The sequence below is a fragment of the Limosilactobacillus caecicola genome (assembly GCF_943192935.1).
GTDB lineage: Bacteria > Bacillota > Bacilli > Lactobacillales > Lactobacillaceae > Limosilactobacillus > Limosilactobacillus caecicola.
In genome coordinates this window covers 191,326-204,182 of sequence record NZ_CALPCI010000003.1, presented here as the reverse complement: position 1 = coordinate 204,182, position 12,857 = coordinate 191,326, and the positions used below count along the sequence as shown (strand labels likewise).

Sequence of the window (12,857 nt, the reverse complement as noted above, 5' to 3'; positions counted from 1 at the left end):
TGACCAGCAAAAAGCCGAAAGCCACGATTAATGAGGCTTTCGGCTTTTTGCTTTAATTGTTACTTTTCATCTTGTGGTTCAACACCAGTACCATCGTAGCACCGTTCAAGCAATTCCTTTAATTGGCTAACCAGTGGTTCAACTGGGTTGGTAGTAGTACATTGGTCTTCGTAGGCAAGGACAGCTAGCTTGTCAACTGCCTTGTCGAAGTCCTTCCGGCTAACCCCGTTGGCCTTGAGGCTCAGGGTAACCCCACATTCGTGAGCCAATTCAATAATCTTTTGAACGTAAGCTTCGACTAATTCTTTATCAGTGTCACCCTTTAAGCCAAGGAAGCGGGCAATGTCGGCGTAGTCCTTAGTAGCGTGGTAAGTGGCGTAGTGTGGCCACATCGCGAGTTTTTGTGGACGCTGAGCATTGAAGCGGATGACCTGTGGCAGGGCAATGGCGATACATAATCCGTGAGGAAGGTCGAAGGCACCACCCATCTTGTGGGCCAGTGAGTGGTTAATTCCTAAGAAGGCTTGACCAAAGGCCATTCCGGCGATGGTGGAGTAGTTGTGCATCCGCCGCCGGGCATCTTGGTCACCCTTGACGGATTTAGCTAACGTATCCATAACCCCCTTGATGGCTTGGAGAGACCAACCACGGGTGTAATCAGTGGACATTACGGAAACGTAGGATTCAGTTGCGTGACAAAGCACGTCCAGTCCGGTGTAAGCAGTCGTCTTTGGTGGGACCGTTTCAACGAATTGTGAATCGACGATGGCAATGTCTGGAGTCAAGGCGTAGTCGGCAAGTGGGTACTTAACGTGCGTCTTAGAGTCGGTAATGACTGAGAAACAAGTGATTTCAGAACCAGTTCCAGAAGTCGTTGGGATCCCAATAAACTGAGCCTTGTGTGGTTTACCGATTTGGTAGGCCCGCTTCCGGATATCCAGGTACTTTTGCTTAACACCGTTCCAACTGGTTTCAGGGTGTTCATAGAACATCCACATTGCTTTAGCAGCGTCCATTGGAGAACCACCACCAAGGGCGATGATGGTATCAGGCTTGAAGTCGCGCATTAAAGCAACACCCTTATTAACAGTATCCGTTGATGGATCTTCTTCAACTTCGTCAAAGACTTGGAAGTGCGCTTCCAGCGGACGTTGACGAAGTTGGTCGATTACCCGTTGCGCATAACCACGCTTAACGGTTCCAGGACCAGTCACGATGAAGGCCCGGTTAATGTTTGGAATGTCTTGCAATTCCTTTAATGAGTTCCGTTGAAAGTAAACTTTTGGGGGGATCTTGACCCATTGACGGTTTTCACGCCGCTTGGCGATGACCTTGTAGTTTAAGAGGTCGTAATCGGAAACGTTGTGGGAAACGGAGTTCTTCCCGTATGAACCAGTTCCTAAGGTCAGGGAAGGAGTCATGTTGTTGTAGATGTTCCCAATCCCACCAAGTGAGGATGGTGAGTTAACGATGATCCGAGAAGCCCGCATTTCCAAACCATATTGGGTTGCTAAGCTATCATCAGTGGTGTGGATAGCTGCGGTGTGACCTTCACCACCGTAGTGGAGAATTTCCTTACACTTGTCAAAGGCTTCCTTGTGGGAGTGAACCCGGTACATGGTTAAGACTGGGGATAACTTTTCAGCAGAAAGTGGGTAATCGTCACCGACACCTTCGTATTCAGCAATCAGGACCTTCGTGTTGGCAGGAACGTTCTTGAGACCACACATTTCTGCGATGTCGTTAGCAGAACGACCAGCGATGGGGCCGGCAACCTGGTGACGTTTTGGATCGATGAAGCCCTTGGTGAAGGTATCAATTTCATCTGGCTTAATGAAGTAACAGTTCCACTTCTTTAATTCGGCTTTAACTTCATCGTAGATTTCGTCGTCAACTACGATCGAGTTTTCTGAAGCACAGATCATCCCATTATCAAAGGTCTTGGAAAGGACGATGTCGTAGATCGACCGCGGGATGTTCGCAGTCCGTTCGATGTAGGCAGGGCCATTACCAGGACCCACCCCTAAGGCCGGGTTACCGGAACTGTAAGCAGCCTTAACCAAGCCTGGACCACCGGTGGCTAAAATAGTGGCCGTTTTTTCGTGTTGCAGGAGATCGGTAGTTGCGTCACGAGAAGGCTTGGAAATCCATTGGATCACGTTCTTTGGTGCCCCAGCTTCTTCGGCAGCCTTTTCCAAAATTTCACCAGTGTGAATGGAAGACTTTAAGGCTTGTGGGTGCATGGAGAAGACAATCGTGTTCCGGGTCTTCAGCGCAATGATTGACTTAAAAATGATGGTTGAAGTTGGGTTGGTAACTGGTACCACCCCAGCAATGATTCCCAGTGGATCCGCAATCGTGATCGTTTGGTTTTCGTCATCGTCTTTGATAATTCCCACGGTCTTATCGTGACGAATGTTGTTCCAAATGTATTCACTAGCGTAAATGTTCTTAATTGCTTTATCTTCGGCCACCCCACGACCAGTTTCTTCGGCGGCTTCAATTGCCAGGTCCATGTGGTGTTCTTCGGCGGCGAGGGCCATGGCTTGACAGATGTGGTCAACTTGTTCTTGAGTGAAGTTTCGCAGCTCGTTAAAAGCTTTTTCACTCTTATCCATCAAGTCATCAATTTGCTTTTTAGCTTCTGCAGCTTGGTCAGTTGCAGTTGCTTGAGTAACTTTCTTTTTTGAATCAGCCATAATTCATTCTCCCTTATCAAAAAAAGTTTGTTAATAACTGAACAATTACAGTATACAAGATAATTGAGGAATGTAAAGACTTTTGTGAAGAAAAATACAAGACTGTTATGACGGGGTTCTCACAATGTTTCACGAAATATTAAACGGTCAAAATAGTAAATGCGATCAGCTCGATCATGGTAGCGCTTACAGTTGATTTTGGTATAAATTGTGAAATCAATAACATCTGTAGTCAAAAAAAGATCACTCCGTTGCCAGAGTGATCTTTTTGAATTGCGGACTGAACGAAGCTAGTCTTTAGAATCCTTGTCTTTACCGGCGTTTGGATCCTTAACGTGGTAGTCACTATCGTTCATTGCTTCGACAGCACCCAGCCGGTAGCCGTTACCAACTTGGCTGAAGAAGTCGTGATTAGAAGTGGTTGTGGAAATCCCGTTCATGACGACAGGGTTAACGTCTGAAGCCGTATCAGGGAACAGTGGATCCTGGCCAAGGTTCATGAGGGCCTTGTTGGCGTTGTAACGGATGAAGGTGAGCACGTCATCAGTCCAGCCGATTTGATCGTAGAGCAGGTGCGTGTAGTTTTCTTCATTATCGTAAAGTTCGTAGAGGAAGTTGTACATCCAATCTTTCATATCGGATTGCTTCTTCTCACTCAATTGACGCATGCCGACTTGGAATTTATACCCGATGTAGGTCCCGTGAACTGATTCGTCCCGGAGAATCAATTTAATGATTTCAGCAACGTTATTCAGCTTGTTGTGGCCCAGGTAATACAGTGGGGTGTAGAAACCAGAGTAGAACAAGAAGGTTTCCAAGAAGACGTTAGCAACCTTTTTCTTGAGTGGGTCAACGGTATCATCAAGGTAGATATTTCCGATTTTGACGGCTTTGTTTTGGAGATATTCTTCACTATCTGACCAGTCAAAAATTTCTCTGATTTCGTCAGGCGTGTTTAACGTGGAGAAAATGGTGGAGTAAGACTTGGCGTGGACAGATTCCATGAACTGGATGTTGTTCAAAACCGCCGTTTCGTGTTGAGTCTTCACATCTTCCTTCAAAGCAGTTAAACCGGCTTCTGATTGTAGGGTATCCAAGAGAGTCAAACCACCAAAAACGTGACCAACCGTCCATTGGTGATCAGTATCCAATTCACGCCAATCATCGAGGTCATTGGATACTGGAATCCGGGTGTCTAGCCAGAATTGCTCGGTTAATTTTTCCCAAGTTGCTTTATCAATCATATCGGAAACTTCGTTCCAATTAATTGCTTTATAATTTTTAATTTTCATTGCCGATCTCCTTATATATTAAACGTATAAATACCTAATAAGTATACCGTTTTCACTAAATAACGCAACTTTCACATTGGTTGGCTCCAATTTCATCCTGATCATCAGTAAATGTCCGGATGTAATAGATGGACTTAATTCCCTTTTGGTAAGCATAGTGCCGGAGAATATTGAGGTCCCGGGTCGTCATCTTGTTGGTGCGGCCATTCTTCCATTCGTAGAGCCCTTCTGGGATCGTGGAACGCATAAAGAGGGTCATTGATAATGATTGGTCAACATGTTCCTGGGCGGCCGCGTAAGTGTCAATGACGGAACGCATATCAGTATCGTAGGCTGATTTGTAATATGGCATGGTGTCATTGCTGAGGTACGGGGCCGGGTAGTAGATCTTACCAATCATCTTTTCCTGGCGTTCTTCGATCTTATTGATGATCGGGTGCAGACTTGAAGTGGAGTCACCAATGTACGAGGTAGAACCGTTTGGTGCGACCGCAAGACGGTAAGCATTGTACAGGCCGTTTTCCATCACCGTTTGCTTCAGCTTTTGCCAATCTTCAATGCCAGGAATAAAGATGCCCTTAAACAGTTCCTTGACCGTCTCAGATTGAGGACCCCAGTCCTTGGTGACGTACTTGTCAAAGTAACTGCCGTCAGCGTATGCACTCTTGTCAAAGTCCGCAAAGGTTTCGTGTCGTTCAGTGGCGATTTCATTGGAGGCCACTAGTGTCCAGTAATTTAAGAGCATGAAGTAAACACTCGTGAATTCGAGTGCCACGGGTGAACCGTATTGAATATGGTGCTTGGCCAGGTAACCGTGCAGTCCCATCGCACCCAGACCAATGGCGTGGGAACGATCATTACCAAGTTTGATGGATGGCACCACCGTTAATTCTTCGATATCAGAAATATGGGTGAGACCACGGGTAATTGCCCGAATCGACTTACCAAAATCGGGGGTTTCCATCATATTGGCGATGTTGGTAGAACCTAGGTTACATGAAACGTCGGTTCCTAACTCTTGGTAGGATTGGTCATCATTGACCACGGATGGCTTTTGAACTTGGGCAATTTCTGAACAGAGGTTACTCATGATGATTTTGCCATCAATTGGGTTGGCGCGGTTTTCAGTATCGATATTGACGATGTATGGGTAGCCAGATTCCTGCTGGAGCTTGGAGATTTCGTCTTCGAGTTCCCGGGCGTTAATCTTCTTTTTAGTGATTTCGTCATTGGCCACCATGTTGTCATATTCCTTGGTGATGTCCACGTAGGCAAATGGTTCGCCGTAAACCCGTTCGACATCATAAGGACTGAAGAGGTACATGTCTTCGTCCTTTTCGACCAGTTCATAAAACTTGTCGGGAACGGTCACCCCTAAAGAAAGGGTCTTTAAACGAATCTTTTCGTCGGCGTTTTCCTTTTTCGCCGCCAAAAATTCGATAATGTCGGGATGGAAAACACTCAGGTAAACCACACCGGCCCCTTGACGTTGGCCCAGTTGGTTGGAGTATGAAAAGGCGTCTTCCAGCAACTTCATGACGGGCACTACCCCGCTAGCTGCACCCTTAATCTTTTTGATTGGGGCGCCGGCTTCCCGGAGGTTGGTCAGGTTAATGCCGACCCCACCACCAATCTTGGAAAGTTGGAGGGCGGAATTGATAGTCCGACCAATGGTGTTCATGTTGTCGGTCGTTTGAATTTCAAAGCAAGAGACAAATTCGCCCCGGCGTTTCCGACCGACGTTTAAAAAGGTTGGGGTGGCCGGTTGGTAGCGCTGGTGAATTAATTCATGGGCGAGATCCATTGCTAAGTCTTCGTTCCCGTTGGCAAGGAACAGGGCGTTCATAGCAACCCGGTCAATGTAATTTTCTAAATAAGATTCCTTGTCATTGGTCCGCAAGGCATATTGGGCATAGAATTTGTAGGCCGCCATGAAGGAATGAAAATGGAAGTTTTGTGATTTTAAATAATCGTAGAGCCGGTCGATAAATGCTGGACTGTACTGACGAATAAACCCTTCTTCAATATAATCATTGTCGATTAACCAATTTAGCCGTTCTTGGACCGAAGCAAAACGTTTCGTGTTTGGTTGCACGTTATTTTTAATGAAGTCGTCGAGGGCCAGCTTGTCTTTATCAAGTTGAATTTGACCATCTTTCGGAATGTTAATTTCATTATTGTAATCAAAGTATTTAACCTTGGTTAAGTCGATATCTGATAGCGCCATAATTTCTCACTTTCTTATCAAATGTTAGATGTTATATTGCAAAAGAAAACAGGCACCTAACGAAAGAAGTGCCTGTCGTACCACCATGCTAAGGAACTTGCTTAGGCCAGTTGCTTCAACATGTCAGGACGGAACCCGGAAAAAGCGTCACCATTTGGTAATTTAACGACCGGTGTAGCTTTAAAACCAGCCGCTTTTAAGTGGTCGATGAATTCTGGTTGTTCATCAATGTTATGTTCCACAAAGCTAACGTTGTGTTGCTTAAGAAACATTTTGGTCATTTTGCATTGGACACAATTATTTTTTGAAAAGACGGTTACCATTTTAATTTCCCCCTCGTGAGATGAGCAATCTCATCTGAATTGATGTTTTCTAGTATAGTCGTTTTGGGACAAAAATCAATTCAAAAAACGGCAGATATTGTGTTTTGCTAAGCAGCAAACTACCACATGTAGTGGTGGGGCGGCTCTGAAGTAATTTTAAAATTTTTAAATTAGGTTTGATGTCTGAAAAATTGCGCATGCTTTTGTTCATGAGGTAAATTTCGGTTATGATAGAAAAAAGACCACCACAATGTGTGGAAGGGAGGCAACAATTTGAGATGTTAGCTGGTGACCAACATGAACAATTTATGCGGGCAGCCATTGACCAGGCCCACCAAGCCGAATTGCTGGGTGAGGTGCCAATTGGGGCAGTCGTTGTCAAAGACGGGCAAATCATCGGGGCCGGACATAATATGCGGGAAAAATACCAGCAGGCCGTTTACCACGCCGAAATTCTGGCAATTATGGAAGCGTGTGACGCACTTCATAGCTGGCGGTTGGAAGACTGTGACTTATACGTGACGTTAGAACCGTGCATTATGTGTAGTGGGGCCATCATTAATTCCCGACTGGCCAATGTCTACTATGCGGCCCCGGATCCTAAAGCCGGGGCGGTTGATAGCTTGTATACTCTTTTAAATGACGACCGGTTGAACCATCAGGTGGTGGTCCACGCCGGGCTATTAGAAAATGAATGCAGCCAAATGCTCAAAAATTTTTTTCGGGCGATTCGCCGGCGACGAAAAAATTCTAAACGAAAAAGATTTCGTGGCCAAGACTAGTTTTTCATTTCGAAATAGTGTATGATGTTATTTGCCGTAAGGCCTTAGAGCAAGGACACGCTTACGAACCGTGTCAGGTCCGGAAGGAAGCAGCACTAAGTTTGATGTGTTTTGTGCTCTAAGTTTATTAGCAATCAATTTGAAAGGCTGGCGTTGTCCAGTCTTTTTTAATATTATTTTTAAGCGCTCATTTTCGCTTTTAATGCACTTAGAAAACCTAGTATAATGTTTAGCAGATGTGTTGGATCCAAGGAGGAATTATATGAGCTATCAAGCATTGTATCGGGTGTGGCGACCGCAACGGTTTGCTGACGTTGTGGGTCAAGAGGTCATTACCCAGACATTAAAAAATGCCATCATTACGAACCAGATTAGCCATGCCTACCTCTTTGCTGGTCCACGGGGGACCGGGAAAACTTCGGCCGCGAAGATCTTTGCCAAGGCGGTGAATTGTCACCACCAAAAAGATGGTGAACCCTGCAATGAGTGTGAGACCTGCAAAGCGATTACTGCCGGCACCCTGAACGATGTCATCGAAATCGATGCGGCTTCCAATAATGGGGTCGAAGAAATCCGGGACATTCGCGATAAAGCCAAGTATGCACCCACCCAAGCGGATTATAAGGTTTACATCATTGATGAAGTCCATATGCTCTCTACCGGGGCGTTTAATGCCCTGTTGAAGACTTTGGAGGAGCCACCGGCCAACGTGATTTTTATTTTGGCGACGACCGAGCCCCACAAGATTCCTCTGACCATCCTGAGTCGGGTCCAGCGGTTTGATTTTCACCGTATATCTGCTCAGGACACCTTTGAGCGGATGAAGTATATTTTGGACCAAAAGGGTTTCCAATATGAGGAAAAGGCCTTGTGGGTGATCGCCAACGCTGCCGAAGGGGGCATGCGGGATGCTCTGAGTATCCTGGACCAGGTCCTGTCATTTAGTGATGACAACGTCAAATTAGATGACGCCTTGCTAGTCACCGGTAGTGTCACCAAACAGTTGTTGCTGACCTACTTTAAGCAGGTGGTCCAACACCAGGGGCCGGAAGCACTGAAAACGATGGGCCAAATTCTGGGACAGGGTAAAGATGGCCAACGTTTTATTGAAGACCTGATCTCATTTATCCGTGATATCTTGCTATACCAAGAATCACCGGAGTTGTTGAGCGTTGAAACCACGGGTTTGCAAACCAGTGATTTTGATGAACTCAGTCAGTTGGCCAGCGCCCAGTTGATGTATCAAATGATTGATATTTTGAACCAAATTCAAGATGAGATGCGGTTCACCACCCACCCTGACGTTTATCTAGAAGTTCTGACGATTCGGTTGAGCCAGGCCACTGACCAGCAACCACAGGTTGACCAGGCTTCCCAAAAGGAAATGGACCAACTCAGGGGGCAAGTTCAAGAGCTCCAGCAGCTGATCCAAAAGCTGCAAAGTCAACCGGCAGCAGCACCGGTCAGTGCTAAAAAGACTCCACGGCGACAAGCGGACACGAGTAAAACCCCGCCGGTCCGGATTAACCTGGAACAGGTTTATCAAATTCTTGACCATGCCACCAAGCAAGACCTGGTGGATTTGCAAGACATGTGGCCAGACATTTTAAACATGCTCAATCCGGCCTACCGGTCACTGATTGAATTATCCAAACCGGTCGCGGCCAGCCCAGATGGCGTCGTGGTCTCATTTGACAACGGCTTTTTGCTGCAAAAGGCTTCGGTGGGGAACCTCGCTGATGATATCAATCAGGGAATGGAAAAGATCACTGGTAGCGAGCGGCACGTCACCTTTGTGCCGAGTGCCAAGTGGCCCCAAATCCGGCATGACTTTTTAGCTGATCGGGGCTACTTTGACCACCACCAGGACAAAAAGGTGGCGGACCCAATCAAACAGCCGCAGGAAAAGGCACATGAGCAAATTGTTAGTCAGGCCCAAAAAATGTTTGGGACGGACGATGTAGAAATTAAAGACGATTAATTAAAGGAGAACAAAACAATGCGTGGAATGAACGGTATGAATATGCAACAAATGATGAAGCAGGCCCAAAAAATGCAAAAGCAAATGATGGCCGAACAACAAGAACTGACCGCCCAAGAATTTGAAGGGACGGCACCAGATGACATGGTGACCGCCAAATTTACTGGTGACAAGAAATTAGTCGACTTAAAGATCAAGCCGGAAGCAGTCGACCCCGATGACGTGGATATGCTGACTGACCTCGTGATGGCCGCCATTAACGATGGCCTCAAAAAGGTTGATGACGCGACCCAACAAAAGCTTGGCAAGTACACTAAGGGATTAGGGATGTAAGCAATGCAATATCCTGAACCAATTGCGAAGCTAATCGCGAGCTATATGAAATTGCCGGGGATCGGTGAGAAAACGGCGACACGCTTAGCTTTCTTTACCATTGGCATGGAGGATGAGGACGTCCAAGACTTTTCCAAAGCCCTCATTGCGGTGAAGAAGGACCTTCATTATTGTTCCATTTGTGGCAATATCACAGAAGACGACCCGTGTCCGATTTGTCAGGACAAGAGTCGGGACCAAAGCACGATTATCGTGGTCGAAAATTCCCGGGACATTATGGCAATGGAGCGGATGAATGAATATCATGGTCTTTACCACGTCCTTCACGGGACCATTTCCCCAAGTGAAGGGACGGGACCAATGGATATCAACATTCCGTCATTAATTGAACGGCTGAAGAAGCACTCCGAAGTCAAAGAAGTGATCATCGCGACGAATGCCTCCATGGACGGCGAAACGACGGCCCAGTATTTAGCCAAACTCCTCAAGCCGGCTGGCATTAAAGTTACCCGGCTGGCCCACGGTTTATCTGCGGGGGCGGATATTGATTATACTGACGAAGTGACCCTCTTTAAGGCGGTTCAAGGAAGAACGGAGATGTAAGGATGCTGTTTAAATCAGACCCGCACCGGATGTTAAAAATCGGTAACCAGAACTTGATGCAACTGATTTATGCGACAAAAGCCAGTTGGGACCAAGCGCGGGAGACGGAACGGGCAGTTTACGAAAGTCACGTCGATAGTGAACTGAGTGAACGAACCAAATTGCAAGAGTGCAAGTATATGTACCTGTACCAAAAGGCCCGGCGGCGTCACGCCCACGGTCACTTGAACGATGGGGTTATCCAACATTAAAAGAGGTTTAATATGGGAACGTTTATATCATTTGAAGGACCCGATGGCGCGGGAAAAACCAGTGTCATGAATGCCATTCAGCAGTGGTTAGAGGACCGCGTTGGTGCTGACCAGTTACTGCTAACCCGGGAGCCGGGCGGCAACCGGATTTCGGAACAAATCCGTGACGTCTTGTTTGATGATCAAAATACCAATATGGATCCCCGAACTGAGGCGCTACTCTTTGCGGCGGCCCGGCGGCAACACATTGTCGAAGACATCGAACCAGCCTTACGGGCGGGCAAAATCGTGTTGAGCGATCGCTACGTGGATAGCTCCGTGGCCTACCAAGGTGGTGGCCGGCATTTGGGTGCCGACGACATCTGGGAATTAAACCAATTTGCCATTCATGGGTTACTGCCGGATTTGACGATTTATCTGGATATTGAATCCTCACTGGGTCTGCGCCGGATTAGCGAACACCGCTCAGACCAGGTTAACCGCCTTGATCGGGAACAGCTCCATTTCCACCAGGAGGTCCGGCGGGCCTACCTGACCTTGGCCAAGCGTCACCCGAACCGGATCGTGACGGTGGATGCGAGCCAACCATTAGCAAAAGTCATTACAGCAACTCAACGGGTGATTGAAAAGCGCCTACCACAATTAAAGTAAGGGAGAGATGACCAATGAAAATGATTATGGCAATTGTGCAACCGAAGGATAGCAACCGGGTGCGGGATGCCCTCGCTAAAAATAAGATCGGGGTGACGAAGTTGGCCACTTCCGGTGGGTTCCTCCACGAGGGCAACACCACCTTTATGATCGTGGTTGATGATGATCGGGTGGACGAAACTTTGGAGATCATTAAGGAAAATGCCAAGACGCGGCAAGAATACATGACACCAACGGCTTACATTGATAATGCGGCCAACTCCGTGCCGATCCATGTCCAAGTTGGTGGCGCCACCATCTTCATCCTGCCAGTGGACAAGATGGTTCATTTTTAGGAGAGATTTTGGAGGGATAACGTGAGTCAGCATTCCTTGACAGCGAAAGATTTGCAACCGGCGATTGTGGACCGGTTTGAACAAATTATCAGTAATGGCGAACTCGCGCACGCCTATTTATTTGTCGGTGCCAACGGATCTGGTAAACACGCCCTGGCCCAGTGGTTGGCACTCTGCCTGTTTTGCGCGCATTTGCAAGCTGGGCAACCAGATTTAACCTGTTCGGAGTGTCAACGGATCCTTTCTGGAAACCACCCGGACGTGGTGGTCGCTAAGGCGGAAGGTCGCCAAATCAAGGTTGACCAAATCCGTCACCTCAAGGCCGAATTTTCCAAATCCGGGATGGAAGGGCAACGCAAAGTCTTCCTGATTGAGGACGCCGACAAAATGACCGTCAGCGCAGCTAACAGCCTCCTGAAGTTTATTGAGGAACCTGGTCCGGGAATTTACATTTTCATGCTGACCAACAATAAGAATGCAGTCCTACCCACAATTCAGTCACGGACCCAGATTGTGGAATTACAACCGCTGGCCCCGGAAGTGGTTACGCAGCAATTGAATGACCGGGAAATTCCGGAATATTTACGGACCGTCATTCATGGTCTGACCGATTCGGCGTCCCAAGCGGCCGCATGGGTAGCCGATGACTGGTTAGCCAAGGCGAGCGATAGTGTTATCCAGTGGTTTAAGGAATTAACCAATGGGGACGCACTGGCCTTTGTTGATGTCCAGACGGTGATGAAGGGATTAGCGAAGGACCGGGAACGCCAACAGCTGCTGCTCGACTTGATGGCGCTTGTCTGGAGAGATGCGATGGTCTTAAAGACCCAACCGGATAACGAAAATCTGCACTTTCAGCAATGGCAGCAGATTATTGGTCAAGGGATTATGAAGTATTCGATGAACCAATTAATTCAGGCCAGTCAGGTGACTTTGGAAGCCCACAAACTGTTAGAGCAAAATATTAACTTTCAAAACGTTGCTGAACAGCAAACGCTGCGGATTTTGCAAATTTTAAGAGGGTAGGTGGATCGTAGTGAAACAACAACCGGTGGATAAGAGCGAAATTTATGATGAATTTGCGCGACTCACCCAACAAACGAAAGACTTGGTCGCTAGTGTCGAATTATTATCAGATCAGTTGACGAAAGTCCTGGCCGAAAATGCCCGGCTGACGATTGAAAATGAGCACCTTCAGGAAGTCGTCGCTGCGCAACAGCCAGCCAAGCCAGAAGAGGATCTGTCTGAATCACGTAAGATGTTGCAAAAACTCTACCAAGAAGGTTTTCACGTTTGCAACGATATGTACGGCAAACGGCTGGAAGAAAATGAGTCGTGTACTTTTTGTCTCGATGCCATTTACGGTCGTCATAACTAGGA

13 protein-coding genes and 1 other RNA gene are annotated in these 12,857 nt (G+C 47.1%); 10 read left to right on the top strand and 4 right to left on the bottom strand.

Going from position 1 to position 12,857, the window contains the following annotated elements:
• Positions 1 to 59: 59 nt before the first annotated feature.
• The 4 genes from adhE to nrdH all read right to left on the bottom strand — a co-directional run bounded on the left by adhE (position 60) and on the right by nrdH (position 6,541).
• Positions 60 to 2,699 (bottom strand): bifunctional acetaldehyde-CoA/alcohol dehydrogenase, encoded by a 2,640-nt coding sequence (adhE, locus tag NFR43_RS06170; RefSeq protein ID WP_251547507.1) that lies wholly within the window; start codon positions 2,697 to 2,699, stop codon positions 60 to 62.
• Positions 2,700 to 2,989: 290 nt separating this feature from the next.
• Positions 2,990 to 3,991 (bottom strand): class 1b ribonucleoside-diphosphate reductase subunit beta, encoded by a 1,002-nt coding sequence (nrdF, locus tag NFR43_RS06165; RefSeq protein WP_251547504.1) that lies wholly within the window; start codon positions 3,989 to 3,991, stop codon positions 2,990 to 2,992.
• A 55-nt stretch (positions 3,992 to 4,046) separates the two neighbouring features.
• The gene (nrdE, locus tag NFR43_RS06160) at positions 4,047 to 6,218 is read right to left on the bottom strand and encodes a class 1b ribonucleoside-diphosphate reductase subunit alpha (protein WP_251547502.1); all 2,172 of its coding nucleotides are present in this window, start codon (positions 6,216 to 6,218) and stop codon (positions 4,047 to 4,049) included.
• Positions 6,219 to 6,319: 101 nt separating this feature from the next.
• Positions 6,320 to 6,541: a glutaredoxin-like protein NrdH gene (gene nrdH / locus NFR43_RS06155; protein ID WP_251547500.1), complete on the bottom strand. Its 222-nt coding sequence runs from the start codon at positions 6,539 to 6,541 to the stop codon at positions 6,320 to 6,322.
• Between the two features lie 278 nt (positions 6,542 to 6,819).
• Between nrdH and tadA the strand changes: the two genes are divergently transcribed.
• From tadA to NFR43_RS06105, 10 genes are all read left to right on the top strand, one after another.
• Complete coding sequence (gene tadA, locus NFR43_RS06150) at positions 6,820 to 7,323, top strand: tRNA adenosine(34) deaminase TadA (RefSeq protein ID WP_251547498.1); 504 nt, start codon at positions 6,820 to 6,822, stop codon at positions 7,321 to 7,323.
• Between the two features lie 41 nt (positions 7,324 to 7,364).
• Positions 7,365 to 7,451: signal recognition particle sRNA small type (gene ffs / locus NFR43_RS06145), an RNA gene on the top strand.
• Between the two features lie 134 nt (positions 7,452 to 7,585).
• Positions 7,586 to 9,304, top strand: a complete 1,719-nt coding sequence (dnaX, locus tag NFR43_RS06140) for a DNA polymerase III subunit gamma/tau (RefSeq protein ID WP_251547496.1) — start codon at positions 7,586 to 7,588, stop codon at positions 9,302 to 9,304.
• An 18-nt stretch (positions 9,305 to 9,322) separates the two neighbouring features.
• The gene (locus tag NFR43_RS06135; RefSeq protein ID WP_251547494.1) at positions 9,323 to 9,637 is read left to right on the top strand and encodes a YbaB/EbfC family nucleoid-associated protein; all 315 of its coding nucleotides are present in this window, start codon (positions 9,323 to 9,325) and stop codon (positions 9,635 to 9,637) included.
• Between the two features lie 3 nt (positions 9,638 to 9,640).
• Positions 9,641 to 10,240, top strand: a complete 600-nt coding sequence (gene recR / locus NFR43_RS06130; protein ID WP_251547492.1) for a recombination mediator RecR — start codon at positions 9,641 to 9,643, stop codon at positions 10,238 to 10,240.
• A 2-nt stretch (positions 10,241 to 10,242) separates the two neighbouring features.
• Positions 10,243 to 10,491, top strand: a complete 249-nt coding sequence (locus NFR43_RS06125) for a YaaL family protein (RefSeq protein WP_251547490.1) — start codon at positions 10,243 to 10,245, stop codon at positions 10,489 to 10,491.
• A 12-nt stretch (positions 10,492 to 10,503) separates the two neighbouring features.
• Positions 10,504 to 11,142: a dTMP kinase gene (gene tmk / locus NFR43_RS06120; RefSeq protein ID WP_251547488.1), complete on the top strand. Its 639-nt coding sequence runs from the start codon at positions 10,504 to 10,506 to the stop codon at positions 11,140 to 11,142.
• 14 nt (positions 11,143 to 11,156) lie between these two features.
• Positions 11,157 to 11,477, top strand: a complete 321-nt coding sequence (locus NFR43_RS06115) for a cyclic-di-AMP receptor (protein WP_251547486.1) — start codon at positions 11,157 to 11,159, stop codon at positions 11,475 to 11,477.
• Positions 11,478 to 11,498: 21 nt separating this feature from the next.
• A complete protein-coding gene (gene holB / locus NFR43_RS06110) occupies positions 11,499 to 12,503 on the top strand; it encodes a DNA polymerase III subunit delta' (protein WP_251547484.1) in 1,005 nt (334 codons plus the stop codon).
• A 10-nt stretch (positions 12,504 to 12,513) separates the two neighbouring features.
• Positions 12,514 to 12,855 (top strand): DNA replication initiation control protein YabA, encoded by a 342-nt coding sequence (locus NFR43_RS06105; RefSeq protein WP_251547482.1) that lies wholly within the window; start codon positions 12,514 to 12,516, stop codon positions 12,853 to 12,855.
• Positions 12,856 to 12,857 lie beyond the last annotated feature (2 nt).